At 40.9% G+C, this 20,274-nt stretch carries 12 protein-coding genes and 3 pseudogenes; 11 read left to right on the top strand and 4 right to left on the bottom strand.

The genetic code is table 11. The features are described from left to right. Positions 1 to 105: 105 nt before the first annotated feature. Positions 106 to 579, bottom strand: coding sequence for a sigma-70 family RNA polymerase sigma factor (locus NBH16_RS14475; protein WP_250788787.1), 474 nt, complete (start codon positions 577 to 579; stop codon positions 106 to 108). Between the two features lie 125 nt (positions 580 to 704). Here NBH16_RS14475 and NBH16_RS14470 point away from each other — a divergent pair. The 5 genes and pseudogenes from NBH16_RS14470 (at position 705) to NBH16_RS14450 (ending at position 8,788) form a co-directional block, all read left to right on the top strand. Further along, positions 705 to 1,593, top strand: a pseudogene (locus NBH16_RS14470) (IS982 family transposase). A gap of 406 nt (positions 1,594 to 1,999) precedes the next feature. After that, a complete protein-coding gene (locus NBH16_RS14465; protein WP_233554271.1) occupies positions 2,000 to 2,743 on the top strand; it encodes a FecR family protein in 744 nt (247 codons plus the stop codon). Positions 2,744 to 2,868: 125 nt separating this feature from the next. Next, positions 2,869 to 6,216, top strand: coding sequence for a SusC/RagA family TonB-linked outer membrane protein (locus tag NBH16_RS14460; protein WP_122383081.1), 3,348 nt, complete (start codon positions 2,869 to 2,871; stop codon positions 6,214 to 6,216). Positions 6,217 to 6,229: 13 nt separating this feature from the next. After that, positions 6,230 to 7,744, top strand: a complete 1,515-nt coding sequence (locus NBH16_RS14455; RefSeq protein ID WP_005864541.1) for a SusD/RagB family nutrient-binding outer membrane lipoprotein — start codon at positions 6,230 to 6,232, stop codon at positions 7,742 to 7,744. 12 nt (positions 7,745 to 7,756) lie between these two features. Further along, on the top strand, positions 7,757 to 8,788 hold the full coding sequence (locus NBH16_RS14450) for an endonuclease/exonuclease/phosphatase family protein (protein WP_250788786.1): 1,032 nt from the start codon (positions 7,757 to 7,759) through the stop codon (positions 8,786 to 8,788). On the opposite strand, the pseudogene NBH16_RS14445 reads toward NBH16_RS14450, so the two are convergent. Beyond that, a pseudogene (locus NBH16_RS14445) lies at positions 8,782 to 9,411 on the bottom strand (phage integrase SAM-like domain and Arm DNA-binding domain-containing protein); the annotation flags it as partial. The gene NBH16_RS14450 and the pseudogene NBH16_RS14445 sit on opposite strands and share 7 nt — an antisense overlap. Before the next feature lie 116 nt (positions 9,412 to 9,527). Here NBH16_RS14445 and NBH16_RS14440 point away from each other — a divergent pair. Next, a pseudogene (locus NBH16_RS14440) lies at positions 9,528 to 9,713 on the top strand (integrase); the annotation flags it as partial. Between the two features lie 812 nt (positions 9,714 to 10,525). Here NBH16_RS14440 and NBH16_RS14435 read toward each other — a convergent pair. Together NBH16_RS14435 and NBH16_RS14430 are read right to left on the bottom strand one after the other, a co-directional pair. Then, the gene (locus NBH16_RS14435) at positions 10,526 to 11,482 is read right to left on the bottom strand and encodes a site-specific integrase (RefSeq protein ID WP_250788785.1); all 957 of its coding nucleotides are present in this window, start codon (positions 11,480 to 11,482) and stop codon (positions 10,526 to 10,528) included. A gap of 32 nt (positions 11,483 to 11,514) precedes the next feature. Beyond that, entirely contained in the window at positions 11,515 to 11,640 is a 126-nt protein-coding gene (locus tag NBH16_RS14430; RefSeq protein WP_502921417.1) for a hypothetical protein, read from the bottom strand. A gap of 167 nt (positions 11,641 to 11,807) precedes the next feature. On the opposite strand from NBH16_RS14430, the gene NBH16_RS14425 reads away from it, so the two are divergent. The 5 genes from NBH16_RS14425 to NBH16_RS14405 all read left to right on the top strand — a co-directional run bounded on the left by NBH16_RS14425 (position 11,808) and on the right by NBH16_RS14405 (position 20,140). Further along, entirely contained in the window at positions 11,808 to 12,377 is a 570-nt protein-coding gene (locus tag NBH16_RS14425; RefSeq protein ID WP_284705636.1) for an RNA polymerase sigma-70 factor, read from the top strand. A 3-nt stretch (positions 12,378 to 12,380) separates the two neighbouring features. Then, positions 12,381 to 13,358 carry a FecR family protein gene (locus NBH16_RS14420; RefSeq protein WP_122383079.1) on the top strand — a complete coding sequence of 326 codons (978 nt, stop codon included), beginning with the start codon at positions 12,381 to 12,383 and terminating at the stop codon, positions 13,356 to 13,358. A gap of 12 nt (positions 13,359 to 13,370) precedes the next feature. Beyond that, positions 13,371 to 15,236: a GH116 family glycosyl hydrolase gene (locus NBH16_RS14415; RefSeq protein WP_122383078.1), complete on the top strand. Its 1,866-nt coding sequence runs from the start codon at positions 13,371 to 13,373 to the stop codon at positions 15,234 to 15,236. 170 nt (positions 15,237 to 15,406) lie between these two features. Beyond that, positions 15,407 to 18,595 carry a TonB-dependent receptor gene (locus NBH16_RS14410; RefSeq protein ID WP_250788783.1) on the top strand — a complete coding sequence of 1,063 codons (3,189 nt, stop codon included), beginning with the start codon at positions 15,407 to 15,409 and terminating at the stop codon, positions 18,593 to 18,595. Between the two features lie 24 nt (positions 18,596 to 18,619). Continuing rightward, positions 18,620 to 20,140, top strand: a complete 1,521-nt coding sequence (locus NBH16_RS14405) for a RagB/SusD family nutrient uptake outer membrane protein (RefSeq protein WP_122383076.1) — start codon at positions 18,620 to 18,622, stop codon at positions 20,138 to 20,140. Positions 20,141 to 20,274 lie beyond the last annotated feature (134 nt).

The raw sequence follows: 20,274 nt of genomic DNA, 5'->3' as shown, positions 1-20,274 counted from the left end.
GTGGGGTAAGGGGATATTGTAGGCAGAAGTGGGTGCTTCAAGTTCAAATTATCTGCAAATTCAGTAATGAGAGGACGTGTAAACGCAATAAGGACGTTCAAGGGCTTAGTTGCGGATTTGAGGTTTATAAGTCATATCTTGGAAGCGATTCATTTCAAAGGCTTGTCTGTAATTTTCGGGTAAATCCATGATGGATTTTTCTATTTTATGAATCAGTTCCTCTTCGATGTAGAAGTTTGGATCGTCGTAGGGGGTATTAGCATGATTATATAATATTGTTAGGATTTTATTTTTCAGTTCATCCCTGTTTTTTTGCCTCAAGCAGTTGTTTCGAACAGCTCGGAACAGATAGGGTATGGGAGAGGATTCTATTTTGATCACTTCTCTATTCTCCCATAACCATATCATGATTTCTTGAACAATTTCTTCACTGTTATTAAAATTTACATATTGGCATGCGTAGGAACAGAGTCTGGGATAATATTTGAGGAAGAGGAGATCAAAGGCCTTCTTGTCACCTTTTTGGATGGAAGTGAAAAGTTGGATGTCTTCATTTAACGTACTTTTTAACTTTTTCATTATAGTATTTCCTAAACTAACGTAAGTTCGATATAAGAATAGATATAATCTATTGTTAAATAGGAATATAGCGATAAAAGTATTAAATTTATAGTACTGAATATAACATTTAAAAGATTACCACTATCTTCTCAAAGTCTAAAATTACAGAGATTTATTGTATGGTCAATGTTTTTTGCGAGGAATTTGCATTACAACAGGAAAAATATATGATTGAAGACAAGAAGAGTGGGCATCGTAACAAACCTAACCATATGAGCGACGCTGAGATTATGGTCATTCTTATCCTGTTTCATTCCGGTGGTTTCCGCTGCTTCAAGCATTATCACAAGGAATATGTCCGTAAATATCTGAAATACCTGTTTTCATACAAGGTGTCTTATAACCGTTTCGTGGAACTGGAGAAGGAAGCACGGATTCCCCTCTGAGCATTTTCATCAAGAAGGTACCGTTGAGAACCTGTACATGTATTAGTCTCGTCGACTCTATCCCCCTTAGGTGTATGTCGTAATCAGAGGATTCTGATTCATAAGACATTTGAGAGGATTGCAGTGCGTGGAAAATCTCCTATGGGATGGTTCTTCTGATTTAAGTTACATTTAATAACCAATGACAAAAGTGAAATTGTTAATTTCATGTTTACACATGGAAATATAGATGACCGTGAGCCATTGAAACAATGATAAGTTCCTATAGAACATCAAAGGGAAACTATGTGCGGACAAGGGATATATCGGTCAGGCTCTGCTCGAGAGTCTCTTTCTTAACGGTAGACCGCTTGTCACTAAAGTTAAAAACAGCGTGAGAAACTCCCTGATAAGTATTGCTGACAAGATTCAGCCCAGAAAAAGAACCTTGATTGAAACGGCCAATGATGAATTGAAGGACATTGCACAGATTGAACATTTTTCAGACATCGTTTTTTAATTCATTGTCAGCTATCGCAGCATACTGCTTTTTGAACAAGAAACCCGCCTAAAGTTCATCGACGACGGGCGACTTGCTATTTTCTGATTTTACATCGAACTCACGTTATATAACGATTATAAATCGTATGAAAAAATATTTACATTTTTTCTTCTTTTTGTTTAGGAGATATCTTGGCTTATGTCTCTTATGTATAAAAAGAGTTATGGAAAGTCGTTTTTACCCCAAAATAAATGAATCTGTTCTCTTGCGTTACTTTACAAAACAGTTAACGGATAGAGAGGCTGAGTGTGTGGAAGAGTGGATACAAGCATCGGAGAAAAATAGACAAATTGCTCGTGATGTGCATTATATTCTATTCGCTACAACTACATGGTCTAATTTAAGAAAAACATCATCGGAGAAAGCTTTACGACGGGTCAAAAGGAAAATGCTTCGTAAGCGATCTTGGTTATTTGTTAAAACAAGGTTTCAACAAACCGCAGCTATTCTTTTGATCATTTTATTATCCAGCGTGAGTATCTATCTGTTGAAAAAGGACTCAAGGCAACTAGAGTGGATCGAGGTACGAATGAATTCAGGAATGACAGGTACGATCATGCTGCCAGATGGATCTAAGGTTTGGCTGAACTCAAATACACATATCAAGTATCCCTCTGAATTTGCTCAAGATCGACGGGAGGTAGAGTTGAATGGAGAAGCCTATTTTTCGGTGGAGAGAGACCCGAATCGTAAATTTATAGTTCATTCAGTTGAGGATCAAGTTACGATAGAGGTACTTGGTACGGATTTTAATGTCGATGCGTATAAGGATAATGGATTTGTCTCGGCCACATTGATCTCAGGATCGATCCGGTTGTCATACGTAAATGCGGAGAAGGAGAAGCGTTGTTTATTGATGCGACCAGAAGATAAGGTGATATACGATCGAGTCCAAAAAAGTGTAGATATGTGCAAAACGGATGTGGAAAGGGACATTTCTTGGAGAGATGGTACGATCCTCTTGAGAGACACTCCATTAGATGAGGTCTTATGGACATTGAGCAAATGTTTCAATGTTGAATTTGAGGTGAGAGGCGATCATTTACGATCCTGTTCTTTTACTGGGGTATTTAAGAATATGAGATTGGATCGGATTTTAGAGCATTTTAAAATAGCCTCTCATATAAACTATTCCATAGAGCAAGAGGTTGGAGGAAATGGTGAGGTATTGAAAAAGAGAGTGATACTTTATTAATTGTTTAATCTTTAAATTCTAAAAATATGAATGAAACATATTCTTGACTTAGACAGAAACTTGGTTGTATCCAGACCTGGAGAATCATTATCATGACGTTTTAATCTTAAAAAAAATTTAAATCTATGGGAAACATCTATAACAGTTGTAGATTGCCATTAAGGATGAAGTTAGCTGGCATGTTGTTAATGGGATCAATCAGTATGGGGTATGGTATTACTGAGCGTAGGCAGTCTGCCTCTTTATTTATTGAAGTTAATAATGAATCGGTTCAGAATGTATTAAAGGAGATCGAAAGTCAATCCGAGTACAGCTTTTTTTATGATAATCAAAAAATAAACACCAGTAGGAAGGTCTCTATTAGAAGCGATGGCGAAGATGTGTTTTCGATACTTGAAGAGTTGTTTGAGGATACCAACGTTACGTATAAAGTTTTGGACAATAGTATTATATTGTCGGTGACGGATTCGAATCCTGCAAAAGGAATAAAAGAGAAGCTGCAATCATATAGAAAAGTCACAGGTGTCATTACGGATCCGCAAGGGGAACCAATTATTGGAGCTAATGTCGTAGTGAAGGGTACTACGCTAGGTACGATTACCGGACTGGATGGTGATTTTAGCTTGGAGGTACCGGATAGGGCGGTTTTATTGATTTCCTTTATAGGTTATGTACAAAAAGAGGTTACGATAAATAAATCCTCAGTGTATAGAGTTAAACTACAGGAAGATACTCAGAAATTAGACGAGGTAATCGTTACGGCGTTAGGTATCAAGAGAGAGGAAAAGGCATTAGGTTATTCTGTGCAAAAGGTCGGTAGTGAGGAACTTACGGCTGTTAAGGGTACGGATGTGGCTACAAGCTTAACGGGAAAGATAGCGGGTTTGTCTATCAATAATAGCTCCGAGATCTCAGAGGCTCCGGAATTGCAATTAAGGGGTGAGAATCCATTGATAGTAGTGGATGGTGTGGCTTATGGCAATTTTACATTGAGTGATATCAGTGCGGATGATATCGAAAGTATTGATGTCTTGAAGGGAGCTACTGCTTCGGCTTTATATGGCGTACGAGGGCGTGCCGGTGCTGTAATGATTACCACAAAGAGAGGAAAATCAGGAGAACTGACCGTGAATGTGTCAAATAATACTATGTTTCAAGCGGGGTATTTACGTTTGCCAGAGGTGCAATCTAGTTATAGTACAGGAAACTATGGCCGTATGGAGTATAATAGTGGTTATGTCTGGGGTGATTATATGGACGGCCGTGAGGTTGAGCAATATGATCCGGAGACAATGACCATGCGAGTGATGCCCTTGGTTTCCAAAGGACGTGACAATGTGAAGAATTTTATGCGTCCTGGCTTGGTGACCAATACAAATGTAAATGTATCTCAATCTGGAGAACTGGGTGGTTTTCGTGTATCAGCCACGCAGGTGCATCAGAATGGACAGTATCCCAATTCTTCATTGGATAAGTATATCGTGAATATGAGTGGGAATATTACCTATAAGAAGTTCAAACTGGATGCGGGAATGTCTTATAAGAAGATGAAGTCACCCAATATGCCGGTAGTGGATTATGGTGGAGGTAACATCCTTTATAATATGCTGATTTGGGGAGGTACGGAATATGACATTCGTGATTTCAAAAATTATTGGAAGGTTCCGGATCAGCAGCAAAATTGGGGTTTTTCTGCTTGGTATGATAATCCTTATTTCTTAATGAACGAGCGAATTGATTCGAGAGATAATAATCTGTTCAATGCGAATGCTACCTTGAGTTACGATATCATGAAGAATCTTAAGGTAACTTTACGTTCCGGTTTCGACAATTATGATAACGGCACGGAAAAGCGTCGTTCAGTGGGTGATAGCGGCGAAAAACGTGGTTATTATGAATATCGAAAAAAGGGGGGATCTTCTTTCAATAATGACTTGATTGTGAATGGTGATTTTACATGGAAATATTTTACAGTTGATGCGATTGTGGGATTATCTTCTTTTTGGTACAAGCAGGATGATCTAGACTCTTGGACGCGTGGAGGTTTGTCTGTTCCCGGTTTTTATTCTTTAAATGCTTCTGTTGAGCGTCCTGGTACTTCTAAGGAGATAAAGGAGAAGGCTTTGTACAGTATATATGGAAAAGTTGGTTTGTCTTGGAAGAGCGCAATTTATGTGGATTTGACGGCTCGTAACGACTGGTCATCCACACTTCCCTCTGATTCTCGCTCCTATTTTTATCCTTCTGTTTCTGGAAGTTTTATACCGACTGCGTTTTATAACCCGCTTGAGGAGGTATTGGATTTTTGGAAGGTTCGTGCATCATGGACTGTCGCAAAAAAAGATCTATCTGAGTATGAGATCAATAGGGTGTTTGACGTGAATACGGATGTATGGAATGGTATGTCTACTGCTGGTTATCCTTCCAAATTACGAGATCCGAATATCAAGCCGGAAACGGAGGCCTCTTATGAGTTTGGTACAGATTTTCGTTTTTTCAACAATCGTTTGGGATTTGATTATACCTTCTTCAGTCGCTTGCGTTATGATCGTTTGATTGAAGCGGATATATCTGAGGCTTCTGGAGCCAAGAAGATTATAACCAATACCGCAGAAGAGTTACGTCAGAGAGGTATGGAGTTTACGCTTACCGGAAAACCGATCGTGACAAAAGAGTTTCAATGGGAAAGCGCTTTGAATGTTGCTTATTGGCATTGGTATTATGATAAGCTAGATCCTGTATACAGTTCGCAAGATCCCCGTATTGGTGTTGGAGAGCGTTATGATAAATATTTTTTCACGGATTGGGAAACTGATCATGCCGGGAATATCGTTCATCAAGCGGGACTTCCGGTGAAGAACAAGTATCAATCTGTTATAGGATATAAGGATCCGAAGTGTATTTTAGGCTGGACAAACCGTTTTTTCTACAAAGGGTTTGATTTGAGTGTCTCGATCGATGGTCGTATCGGAGGTGTGATGTACTCATGGACGGAACAGGCCATGTGGCATTCCGGTGTTCATCCCGATAGCGATAATCGCTGGCGTTATGACGAGGTGGTAAATGGTAAGCAAAATTACATAGGGTCGGGCGTAAAGGTTGTAAGTGGCTCGGCTTCTTATGATCCGTATGGAAAAGTTTTGGAAGATACTCGTGTGTTTGCTCCAAATGATGTTCCTGTGTCTTATCAAAATTACACGATGAATTATAATGAGAATCCTTGGGATCATGATGCTCGTCAAAATATCAAGAATGGCTCGTTCTTGAAACTAAGAGAAGTAGCATTAAATTATACACTTCCCGCAACGATCGCTCAAAAACTCTTGATGAAGAAAGTGAGAGTTGGTGTTATCGGACAGAATCTGTTAATGTGGACGAAAGAATTTAAATTTTCTGATCCGGATCGTGGTAAGGAGAACTTAAATACTCCGACTTCTCGTTATGTTGGTTTTAATATTGATTTAACTTTTTAAGTACAAATAGAATATGAAGAAGATATTTTCTACCTTATTGATATCTTTGGCGTTTTGCTCATGTGGCGATTTTGATGAGATCAATTTGAATCCTGATACGCCAACAACGGTAACTCCGGATTTCTTGGCAACCAATGTCATATTGAAAACGACAGAGAGTATTACAGGCAAGCATTTTTTTGATAATTCTTGGTTGTTAAAAACTTCTTCTTGTACGGAACACATGGAGTGGTACCTTTACAATAAGTTTGAACGTTCCAGTTTTTCTCGGTATGGTTATTTGACAGACTCAAAGAAAATGTTAGAGCTGGCTGTGGGTAGTGAAACATTGTCGGAGGAGGAGAAAAATGCTTATCGTGCGTTGAATTTGTTTATTCGCTCTTATGCTTTTTATGAGACTACGATGGAGATGGGGGATATACCTTGTTCGGAAGCCTTGAAGGGTGAGGGTGATGGTATTTTTTCTCCTAAATATGATACGCAGGAAGAAGTGTTCCTTACTATCTTGAATGATTTGCGTGAGTCTTCCCGATTATTTGCCAGTGCTGCAACCTTTAAGGGAGATCCTGTATATAATGGAGATCCTTTGTTGTGGCGGAAGAATGTGAATAGTTTTACGCTACGAGTCTTGAACATGTTGAGCAAGAAGCAAACGGTAGGTAGTATAAATGTACGTGACTTGTTTGAGCAAGTAGCTAAGGAGCCTTTGATGGAAAATGAGGGAGAATCTTATCAACGTGTTTATGATGCGGGTAAAAGTTCGCAGTGGTATCCGTTTTATTTTGAAAAACAAAATTATTGGTCGTATCCGGTGATGAGCTCTTTCTTAGTGGATATGATGAAAGAGTTGCAAGATCGTCGTTTGTTTTATTACGCAGAACCTGCCCCTCGATTTAAGGATGCTCCTGCCGATTCGTTTGATTCTTATAGTGGCGTAAATCCTGTATTGGAGTATGGCCTGGTGCAAGCGGAGTTCGCAGGGGGATTGCATTCTCATTTCAATGAGCGTTATCATCGTGTGCCCGAAGGAGAACCTGTTAAATTTATCGCTTATTCTGAGATACAATTTGTTTTAGCGGAGGCGGCTTTACGGGGATGGAAAACTCCGGCAACGGCACGGCAACATTATGAGAATGGCGTACGTGCCGCTATGCTGTTTACTTTCGAGCATACGCCGGAAGCTTATCGGCATGGAGTGACGATTGATGAAGCGTACATTAACGAATATTTGAGTGGTAAGGCTAATTTTGATGAGTCTAAGGGCTTGGAGCAGATCATGAACCAAAAATTGATAGGCTTTTTTGCCCAGTTAGGTTTTAATGGATATTATGACTATCGTCGTACGGGATATCCCCGTATTCCGATTGATCCGGCAACTAACATGAATGAGGTAAATACACAATTACCTCTCCGCTGGATGTATCCAAGTAGTGAGTATTCACAGAATCGTGAAAATATAGAAGCCGCTATAGAGCGTCAGTTTGGTGGTATTGACACTCCGAATGAGGTAATGTGGCTGTTAAAGTAGGAAAGGAATGAGATGAGATCTGTTTTTATATTGTTGGTGGCGGTCGTTATGACCGCCTGCCAATCTTCGAGGAAAGAGCTGAAGGTGCTTCAATTCAATATTTGGCAAGAAGGGACCTCAGTGGAGAATGGCTATTGGGGGATAGTGGACAATATCGTTGAATTGAGTCCGGACTTGATTACTTTTAGTGAGGTCCGTAATTACAATGGCATCTCTTTTATTTCTCGTTTGGTGACGGATTTGGAAAAAAGGGGGATGAGGTATTATGGAAAGGAAAGTGTGAGTACGGGGATTTTGTCAAAATATGAGATTCAGTCGCAAGAAGTGGTTTTTCCCTTGAAAAACGATCGTGGATCAGTGATTAAGGCAATGTTTCAAATTGAAGGTGAAGAGATTGTCCTCTATTCCGCCCACTTGGATTGGATGAATTGTTCATATTACTTACCGAGGGGATATGATGGTTGTACTTGGGAGAAGATGAAACAGCCTGTGGTTGACGTTGATTCCATATTGGCGGATAACAAGGCTTCTTTTCGGGATGATGAGGTGCGGGCGATTGTTGAGGATGCGCGGAAAGAACGAGAACATGGGCGAATTGTTATGATTGGTGGCGATTTTAACGAACCTTCCCACTTGGATTGGCAAGCCGATACGAAAGATATTCGTGAACATCGAGGAATGGTTGTAAATTGGGATTGTTCTAAGATATTGATAGAGGATGGCTATAAAGATACTTTCCGAGAGATTTATCCGAATCCGGTTATTTATCCAGGATTTACATTTCCAACAAATAATATTGAGGTTGATTTAAAGAAGTTGACTTGGGCTCCGGAAGCAGACGATCGGGAGAGGATTGATTTTATTTATTATTATCCGAATAAAGCTGTCGCGCTAAAGGACGTTCGTATCGTTGGAGCAGAAGGGGCTGTCTTATATGGTGAGCGCATAGAGAGAGACAAAGATAGCCAAGATTCTTTTATTGCTCCAGCTGGCACATGGCCTAGCGATCATAAAGCCTTGTTGGCTACGTTTGTATTAAAATAATATTTATCAGAATATCCCTCCTTGAAGGCTATGCGGCAGATCTTCTTCAGGATAGCCAGGTAATGGCGCACTGTCTGGACACCCAGGCCTTTCTCTATCACGACAAACTCCTGAAATTCAAGGATGAACTGCTCGTTGAGCTGGCAGAAAGCAAGGTCGGATACCTTGAACCTACTGCTGACGAAATCAGCGAGACGGTTGCGGGTGTAAAGGAAGTTGGGCAAGGTGCGGTGAGACACGTCAATGCCCACACGTGCCCTGACTTCCTCGATATGCCTGTCAAAGAGTTTGAGCAAGGTCATCTGTGTGTCCTTGCTGCCTTGAAAGGCTTCCTTGACTGCCGTCGCATCAAAATCAATCTTTCGTTCCAAAAGGGAATCGAAAGCGGAATTCACCGCTAACAGCAACTTATCGATTTTCGCGTTGACTTCCACCGCCTCCCTACTCTTGCCGTTCAGACGGCTTTCGCGGGGATTCCACAGCCCGGGAGTGCAGGAGAGCTTGCAGCTGAACTGCTCCATCGTACGGTTCACGGTGATGCGTCCCATTATCGGGGCCTTGCCCGACTTGTCTAGTCCGCTCTTTTTGAGGTAGAGCAGAACCTTGAATTTTTCTACTTTCATAACGCTCTTTTTTAGGTTGTAAAAATACTCCTTTGAAAAGCGTCCTTTGGCGTGCAAAACATTGATAAACAGTGAATACAAATCCGCTTTGTTCTTATCGGTAAAAATTCGGTTATCTGCCGTCGTTTCCGAAACAGGCGGCTAACAGTCTGGTAACTGAAACGTCGCAATATTTTGTTTTCTTTTGCAGGTCAGGCTATTCTGCAATTCTTGCGAAACGACTAATTATAAACGATTTACGTTTAATTATCGTCATTCTGTTTTTTATTGCATTTCTAAATATTACTTACGTGGCTAATCATCATCTAATTCATTACATCTTGATTTCCGACCTCATAACTAAACAAGATCCGAAAGAATTCCTTTGGTTGAGAAATATCTCATATTTTTCATCTGGCAAATATTAATAAACCCTTACGCTTTTCCAATTAGACAATCTCGCCGGGGAAAAGAGAGAAGAGCAACAACGGGGACTCTGATTCAAACATAGAGTTCCGAAACAACTGACATCATAGCCACAGTTATAATTTAACCGATATACTTTATTGCATGATTCGGATATTTGACCCCAAGGATCATGCTGTCTGTCCATAACGGTATTCACTTTGCAATTTTAACGAGGACGATATGAGATCTCAGCTTAACCCGTTTGACATCATCATTGGGGAAGGCTAAGTGTTGGAGGATTTAAAAATGATCCTCTTTTCTATTTTAAGATTACTTTAAATAAAATTTTACAGGATGTAAAATTATCAGATACACTCACTTGCCTGTTTACGCAAAATATTGTATTTCAGAGAATAAGAATCTTATGATGACTAAATATAAAAAAGGAAAATGTAATGTCGCTTTTAACCGGAAAGAAAGTACTTTACTCATTGGATAGGGGAGACGTGAAATCAGCCCCCCTTCGTTCATAGCCGGTTTTGAGATATTTATGTGACAGAAAACACTTGCTTTTATCGCTGGCTAAATGTATATTTGCAGCGTTAAAATCGTTCTTTGATTAATGCAAAAGAAAACTGAATATAGTAATTCGCTCGTTTCTAAATCGTTACCTATAAATAGAATATTATATCATAAATAGCTGTTTATCAGCTGGATATAAATTTTATTATGTTTCCTTGTGGAATGTGATGTGTTTCGTTATGCCAGCCGACTCAATCCGGTCTTTGAGATAGAAAGGAAGTAAGGCTTGCGTAAGCCCCTTGAACACTTGTCCGGTGGAACGCTCGCCGCACAAAGCAAGTGCCTCATCCGACAATGGCAGAACAGCTTCCGTCCGGGTTTTCTTGGTTACGATGTGCATACACCAGCCTCCATCCGCTCCCTTGATGATATTCTCCCATTGCAAGCGGATAATGTCACTAATGCGTAATCCCGTAAGGCAGGAGAAAAGTGCCGCTGTCCTTATGACGGGCTTCTCGCAGGGCGTGTCCGCAAGCTTTTTCACCTCGTCCAGTGTCAGGAACTCATGCCTTGTGCTGGCTTCTTTGGCGTGTTTCAGCCGTGGTGCGATGTTCTCCTTGATGCGCCTTTCCTTGTAGGCTTGGCCCAGAACGCATTTCAGCTTGTTCAGGTTATTGTTTGCGGTGGAAGTCATCATTTTATAGTCGTTGTGCGTGATGAGTGAAAGCATATAGGTAAGGAAGCCTTGACAGTAGTCCAGTGTCAAATCATCAAAGGCGCAACTGCCGCCGCAATACTTTTCAAAATGCTTGTAGGCGACATTCCAATTCCTGAAATTGTCATCATCTGCCATTTTGGAGCGGAAGTATTCCAAAAAGCTCTCTTTACCCCTATTGCGGTCAAGAAAGCCAAATTCCTCGTTGAGGATAGCTTCGGTTCTCCTGCACTTGATAAGCTCCGCATTGCGTAGCATGGCCTTGTTGAACTCCGTTTCAAATTTCTCTGTCGGGTTGGCATAAATGTATATGCCGAGATATTCCCTTCTTGTCGGTCTGCCTGTTTTCGGGTGTCTGATAGGTGGATAAAAATCCAGATATAGCGACAACTGACTGTTTTTGATAGGTCGCTTTCTGACTGTTACTTTGGTGCAAATGTCTGTCATATCGATTATATGTTTTTGGTGTTATAAACGCTTTATTGTTCCCGTTTGGCTTTCGTGCTCGCGCTGTTCCGTTCCGCGATCTTTCGGGCTGCGTCCCAATCGTCCTTCAGATAATACAGGCGGTTGCCATGTATGCGTTTTGTCCGTTTTTTCTCCATGTGGAAGTCATGGTTGTCAATAATTAAGAAATGTTCTAGCGGATATGAGTAATTAGGGATCATGATCTCTTAATAAAACATAAATACGGATTTTTTTGATCTGCTTCTTTAGGCATACTCCACTTTTTTTTCTCTTCATTATAAAATAGATATTTACGTCACATTCATTGGAAGGAACTATTAATATACGATCTCTATTTAAACAGATTGCGAATGATGACCCAAGGGCATTCCAACTGTTTTTCGATTATACCTATATGAAATTGTATAGATACACAAGCTATTTTCTGGTGGAGAAAGGTGTGTGTAAGGATGTGATTTCTGATGTTTATTTGTATTTGTGGCAAAATCGAAAGCAATTGCCAGAAATACAGAATTATGAGAACTATCTATTTATCTGTGCCCGGAATCATGCTCTTAAATATAAGAGTGAGAGCGATAAATACCAGAAAATACGGTTGGAAGACGCTGATTTAGGAGGTCCGTCTGAGAAATCAACACCGGAACAAGAGATCTTGGACAATGAGTTAAAGAAAATCATTGAGTTAGCGATCAACTCTTTGCCTGAGAAGTGTCGTTTAATTTTCTTCATGGTGAGAGAAGAAAATATGACCTACAAGGAAGTGGCTCAGATCCTTTCGATATCGGATCGGACGGTACACGCGCAGATGTGCATAGCGATAAGGAAAATTGGAATAGTCATACAGGAGTATCGCGCAGGTAAAAAAATTAAATGAAATATGAAGGTTAAGGTTGAAAAAGAATGGCAAAAACTAATAAGTCTATTAAACCGGGAAAACGATGATCTTCCATCTGATGCGCTAGATGTGCTGGATGAGAAGAAAAAAGAGATTTTCAGGATCATAGATCATATCTCGCTTGACTGTGATTATGGGCATGCCTCGGAAATAAAAGAAGGTGTGCGGGAGGAGCTATATCATAAGATGTTTAAGGATAAGGGAGATAAACAGGGTCCCATAAAAAATATATATCTGTTTTTGTCCATAGCGGCCAGTATCACTTTACTAATAGGCTTTTTTCTACTTGAATCGGTAAAACCTTGGTCTTCGGTAAAAGAGGAATGGATTGTTTTTAATTCTCAAAATGGCGTATCTGAAGTGGTATTGCCCGATAGTTCCGTGGTTATCCTTAATCATGGGAGCAGGCTTTCTTATTCTACGGATTATAATAAAAGTTCCCGTGACGTGAGACTGGAAGGAGAAGCATGTTTTCAGGTTGCACGTAATGAACATGTCCCGTTTATTGTCAAAACGAGGCAAATAGATGTCAAGGTGTTGGGGACTGTTTTTAATGTATCAGCTTATGGTGAGGAAGGAGAGGTAGCGACAAGCTTGATATCCGGATCTGTCGAGATAAAGAATAATATGGATAATAAACATTATCATCTTACGCCTAATACTTCTGCTGTATATGATAAGAGCACGAAAGAGATTCATTTAGAGACATTTGAAAGGGAATATGCCATAGGATGGACTGAGGGGAAATTGTTTTTTAAGAAGAAATCGTTCGGCAATATTTGTAAGAGTCTGGAAAGAAAATTCAATTGTAAGATCACGATTGAGAAGGCAGGTTTGGAACATAAGGTATTTACCGGTAAGTTTATTAATAATGAAACGCTTCCGCAAATTTTCAATATAATACGGATTAATGTACCTTTTCGATATACGATAGTTGATAATCAAGTAACAATTTATTAAAAATACGATTCAATGAATAGCGTGAAAACACATTCTTTATTTTTTCTATTATTTTGTTGGGTGGTTTGTCATTCCGTGGTCGCTCAAAAAAGACAAGTTGCTGATGGGTATCCGATCGCCAATTTTGCGTTAACCGTGAATGCGTCAGCATCCGGGGATTTTTTCGGACAGATTATGCAGAACCCCGGTACGTTAGGAGATTGGTTAACTAACAGGGGGGCTGTAATGTTCTCGATCGAGAAAGATGGTAGACGACAGTTATTTTCTGAATTTTCTAAAAAGCGTATCATAAGGGAATTTCCGTTTGTAAGGAATGACTATAAAGGATCGCCCCTCACAAAAGTGACTTTTACTACAGAGGCTTTTTGCCCATTGGGGGTTAATGATGCTGAAATTTCTGCTCTCCCTGTTTTGATGTTAGAGATTTGTTGCTCTAATCCGACTTCTAAAGAAGAGCATTTTACGTTGGTCGCTCAGCCGGACGAGAATTTAGCGGAAGATATGATCTCCTGCGAGAATGATGGATATACGGGTATTAGCAATAAACATAATTGCCAAATTACGACAGATCAAACGGAAAGCGCGTGGGCTGGACAAAGGCTTTCTATCCCAGTATCCTTGCGTGCGGGTGAAAAGAAGAAAGTCAAGATCTTATTTGCTTTTCGGGATGAGAATTGGATCAGCGGTATTAATTTTTGGACACTTGATGAGCTTTCATCCTATGCGTATAAGATGTGGCCGACTTTTAGAGAGAAGACTACCGCTTTTGCCTTGGCGATCCCCGAAACGGGGGATAAGGAATTGGATACTTATATGCGATGGTATATGATTCCGGGCGTATCGCTTACGAAATGGACAAAAAAAGGGGAACTTCTTACGATGGGGTATTGCGAGTTGAACCAGCGCGACAGCTATTGGACTAGCTGGCTGCATTTGGTGTTTTATAAAGATTTAGAGAGAAAGATGATTGAGGAGAGTATCGAGTGGCAACAACCATCCGGAAAGATCCCGACTACGATCCTTCCTCTGATTGAGCGGGAGGATGATTTGGATATCAATGCTTTCTTTATTTTACGTGCTGCCAGATTTTATCGGTATTATCATAATAAACAAGACTTGGTCAAATATTGGCCGGCTATGAAAAATGCCATGAACTGGTTGATCTCCAGAGATACGGAAAAGATCGGGCTTCCGGCACAGATCTCTTTTTGGGGAGATTGGAAAGATGTGAAGGGGATCGAGGGAAGAAAATATTCTCCTTTTACCTGTTTGATTTATTTATCCGCCTTAAAGGAAATGGTTTATTTGGCGGAAGAATGTGGAGATTTAGCGGGAGGTAACAATTATCGGGTCGCCTATCAAAAAGGATATGAGACGGTGAATAAGGATGTGAAAGAAGGTGGCTTGTGGAATGGAAACTATTATTGCCAGATATGGAAAGATGGGAGCGTAAATGATAGGATTTTACAGGATCAAACGATCGGTATCTTATTCGATGTTGTTCCCCGGGAACGAGCCTTGAGAATCATAGAGACATTAAATACGAAAAGTATGACACCTTACGGGGTCGCCGAGACCTTTCCTTATTATGATGATAGTTTTGGTTATCCTTCGGCTACTTATCACAATGGAGGTGTATGGCCGTGGGTAAGTTTTATGGATTGTTGGGCACGCATTAATATGGGACGGCAAGAGGAAGCTATAGACATTATTAAGAAAGTAGGGCGTGCGGATTTAGTGAATTCGGGGGATTGGTCGCCCAATGAGCATATAAATAGCCTGACTGGAGAGAATTTAGGCTTTCATATCCAAGGTTGGAATGCGGGTTTGTTTGGCTTGGTTTATTTTGGCTTGGTTAATACGGGTATTATGTACTGATTTTTTGAATTTTCTTTTAGGCGTATCGAATCCTTTTGGTCTCTTTACTATGAATGGAGATAACAATATTCTGAGTGACCTTAAATAGAAAGATCCGGATCTAATATTAAATAAGTCAAAGAGAGGAATGGGATTATCAAAACATAAATTAATAAATTTAAATCATTACAATGAAAAAACATTTTTTCAAGGTGTTCATGCTAAGTCTGGGGTTAACCGGGGCAACGTCGATGTTCGCCGCTAGTTATATGGATACGGCAGCGATCAACCTCAATTTACGAAACGTGACGATTGAGCAGGCGTTTAAAGCGATTGAGGAGCAAAGTGAATTTTCTTTCTTCTACAATGAGGAGGAAGTTAACTCGGATCAAAGGATTAGTATCCATGTTAAGGATAAGGGAATTACGGAGGTATTAAGCCAATTATTGAATCGTAATGATATCGCTTATAAGATAACGGACCGGCATATCGTTCTTTATCGAAAGACGAATAAGGCAGAAACAAACCAGTCTGTCCGGACTTCACAAAAACATATTACGGTCAAAGGTGTCGTGACCGATGAGAATGGCTTGCCGATCATCGGGGTTACTATCATTACCGCCTCCAAAAATGGTACGACCACCGATATGGATGGTAATTATACATTAGAGGCAACCGAGGGAGAACTGATAACATTTTCCTATATCGGATACTCAGAGCAACAAGTGGCAGCTAAATCTCAGCTGAATATCCAATTGAAACCGACTTCCATCGGCTTGGATGAGGTAACGGTTGTCGCTATCGGTTATGGTGTTTCTCGTAAATCGGATCTAACAGGCTCTATCGCCTCTGTTTCGGCCAAGGATTTTAAGCAAGGCGTGATTTCCTCCGCGGAGCAGTTGTTGCAAGGTAAGGTAGCCGGTCTGGTAGTCTCACAAGGTGGCGGTGATCCCACGAAAAGCTCTTCCATGCGTTTACGTGGGGGTACCTCTTTGTCTGCCAGTAATGCGCCACTGGTCGTGGTGGATGGCATTCCCGGCGTTGATCTCAGTACGGTCCAACCCAATGAGATCCTGTCTATGGATGTACTGAAAGATGCCTCGGCTACGGCCATTTATGGTTCACGCGGAGCGAATGGCGTGATTATCGTTACGACCAACCGAGAGAAAAAAGGGCGTAGTATCGAGTACAATGGATATGTAGCGATAGGAAAGAGCGCTAATAATTTGGACGTATTGACAGCCGGAGAATGGCGTCAATACGTAAATGACCATAATTTGACCGATGCCGTAGATTATGGAGCCGATACTGATTGGCAAAAAGCGATCCAACGAACCGCTATTTCCCATTCCCATACGCTTTCGTTCTCTTCCGGAGGGGAGGATAATGGGCTACGTGCGTCCGTGAATTATCTAAGGAATGAGGGAATTGTCAAATTTAGCGATTTAGACCGTATGAGCGCTAGTTTGACCGCTTATCAATATGGACTTAATGACCGGTTGAAAGTTGAGTTGAGTTTACAGGCGAACGCGGATAAACGGCATAATGTAGATAACGCGATCTATAGTACGATCTATAATATGAACCCTACGGCTCCTATTTATGACGAGAATGGGAATTATTTGGAGCAGATCGGCGGACGATTGACTGAAAATAATCCGGTGGAGAGCCATACGGAACGAAATGATGAGACAACCCGTAAGCATTTACTCGGTTACGGTAAGGTAGAACTCTCTATTATTGACGGGCTTAAAGCGACCACCAATTTGTCTTATGAGTATAACTCAAATCAAGATTATTACTACCGTCCGTCTTATGTTTATAAAGTTACAGATGGCGGGTACGCTAAGAGATATAACGAGGAATATACGAATAAGCAGTTAGAGGTTTTCTTAAACTACGACAAGACATTCAATAAGATACATCGTGTAGGCGCTATGGTTGGTTATTCTTATCTGGATTATTCGTTTGAGACTCTGAAAGCCGAAAGACGAAAATTCGACACGGATGATTTTTTATGGAATAATCTGGGAGCGGGGCAGGATAACAGATTGGAGGACGTAGCATCTTCTAAGAGCCAAGCGAAATTGATCTCATTCTTTGCCCGTGCTAATTACACGTTTAAAGACCGATATATGCTTACGGCCACGATTCGTCGTGACGGTTCCTCACGTTTCGGAGCGAATCATAAATGGGGTACATTCCCGTCCGTATCGGCGGCTTGGCGTGTTTCGGAGGAAACTTTCATGGAAGGCTTACAGAGTTGGCTCGCTAATTTGAAGTTACGTGCCGGTTATGGTCTGACGGGGAATCAATCCGGGATCGGAGAGTATAAATCCGCTATGCTGATGGGCACGGGAGGAGGTGCTTATTTTGATAGCGAGAGCAATTCTTGGAAACAATCATATGGGGTTACCCAGAATCCGAACCCTGACTTGAAATGGGAATCTACCGCCCAAACGAATGTGGGTGTCGATATGTTCTTGTTCAATCGCTTAAACTTAACGTTCGATTGGTATTTGAAAAAGACTAGTGATTTATTATATACGTATCAAGTTCCTAATCCTCCTTATTTGTATTCCAATATCTTAGCGAATGTAGGTGATTTGACCAACAAGGGCGTAGAGTTGACCTTGGGAGCAAACCTTATCAATCATAAGGATTTCACTTGGGACGCTAACTTGACGTTGGCCCATAACAAACAGACAGTCGATAAGTTGTCCAACCAAGTTTATCAAACCGATCGAGTGTTAAGTGGATCGTTACAAGGTATTTTGGGAATGTCTAATCGTTATTCGCAGGTTATCGAGGAAGGTTATCCGGTGGGAACTTTTTATGGGCCTCATTGCGAGGGTATCGTAGATGGCAAATTCGTGTTGGCAAATGATGGAGAAGACGAGATCTTGGGTAACGCCCAGCCAAAACTGACGATGGGCTTATCATTTAATTTTACGTATAAGGATTTTGATCTAGGTATCTCCGGTTATGGTATGTATGGCCAGAAGGTACTGAATGTAGCGGGCATGGAAAGAGGTTATACGGCCCATATGCCAAATTATAATATCACTACCGCTTTCGCTGAAAGCGGTATCTCAAATGAGAATATGCCGGTTTACTCTGATTACTGGTTGGAAAATGGTTCGTTCTTCCGTTTGCAAAGTGTAACCTTGGGTTATACGCTTCCTGCTCGTCTCCTGAAGAATTTTGGGGTTAACCGTTTACGTTTCTATGCTACAGGAGAGAATTTGTTTGTATTAACTGGCTATACGGGGATAGATCCGGAAGTTGGTACTTCAGATTTAAAGGAAGTAGGACTGGATAAAGGTAATATTTATCCGATGCCGAGGACATTTTCCATAGGTCTTAATCTTTCATTCTAATCATTTATAAAAAACAAGGGAATTATGAGAATACAATCAATATTAGCGGCTGGGTTACTTATGATGTTTGGGGCGTGCACCGATTTGTCCGAGACTTTGTATGATAAGATAGATGCGAACGAATACGGGCAAACGGACTCGGAAATCGCCTCCATCATGGGACGTGCGTACGCTTCCCTTCGTGGAGGTAGCTTTGATGGCGCGAATGGATACGCTTTTAGTGAGTATGTTTATTTTATTTCGGCGATTAGCTCGGATGAGGCGGTACTTCCGGCTCGGAATGGGGGTGCCGATTGGTACGATGGCGGAAGGTATGTCCAGTTGAAACGTCATGAGTGGGATAACCAGAACGTGGCTATCACAGGGGCATGGAGATATTGTTATAATGGAATCTCGACGGTTAATGCCATTATCTCACAAATAGAAGGGTCTTCTTTAAAGGATGAGCAGAAAAATAAGATGTTTGCTGAACTACGGGCTATACGTGCTTATTACTATTACCGCTTGATCGATTGGTTCGGAAATGTACCGTTGATTACGGACTATAAGGATCTGACATTACCGACAAACTCGACGCGGGCTGAGATCTTTGATTTTACGGAAAAAGAGTTATTAGCTATTATTGACCAATTGCCTGAATCCGGCTATGGCAAGATGACTAAGAACGCAGGGTATTGTTTATTAGCTCGTCTATATTTGAATGCCGAGGTATTTTCTGGAAAATCCCGTTGGGAGGATTGCCTTAAGGCTTGTCAGCAAATATCCGGTTCATTGGAAACGAATTATTTTACTAATTTCTTGACAGAGAATGAGGTTTCCAAGGAAATCTTATTAGCTATACCCTATGACCATAAGATGGCTACGACCGGGAATTTCTTGAATTGGGCCTTAACGCATAATGAGCAAAGATGGGCGATCTCATCGACCGGAACTTTTTATGGAGGGGGTAATAGTATTGTGGCTCAACCCGGATTATACCATAGCTTCGATGAGAAAGACGTACGCCGTAATACAATGTTGATCGGTGATCAGATCGATCTTCGTACCGGGGAGGTTGTCGATCGAGATCCGAATCAGGAGGGACTTCAACCATTGAGTTTTACGGATGGAATTGGTGATATCATGGACGCAAAAGATTATGAGGGAGTGCATTGGTGTAAATATGAGCAAAAAGATGGTGAGGAGTGGGAACGTGATCATGATTTGGTCGTGATGCGTTATGCTGAGGTGTTATTGATGCAAGCGGAGTGTTATGTGCGCTTAAATCAGCCGGAGAAGGCCCGTCCTTTCTTAGAACAGATTCGTTCCCGTGCCGGCCTTACCGGAACCCCGGAAACAATAACCTTACAAACAATCGAGGAGGAGTTGAAAAAAGAGTTTGTTTTCGAGGATCATCGCCGTACGGATATGATACGCTTTGGGACTTTTTTTACAGGAACTTGGTGGGAGAAAAATAAAATAACCCCAGCCTATAGAGGGATATTCCCTATTCCGGCGTTAGAAATGCAGAAAAATAATAAATTGCGACAAAATCCGGGATATTGATTCATTTATAGCCTTAAAAGGCTATTTGCAAAAGAAGGTGTTTCAAAATACGCACCTTCTTTTTTGTGACAAAGCCCCCACTTTCACAAGTTGGGGCTTTGCTATTACCTAAAGATTTTGTATCTTTTACTTCT

This window comes from Parabacteroides sp. Y3-G-102, assembly GCF_023656845.1.
GTDB classification, from domain to species: domain Bacteria; phylum Bacteroidota; class Bacteroidia; order Bacteroidales; family Tannerellaceae; genus Parabacteroides; species Parabacteroides distasonis.
Note: the sequence above shows the minus strand (reverse complement) of the source record. Positions and strands in the feature narration are given on the sequence as shown.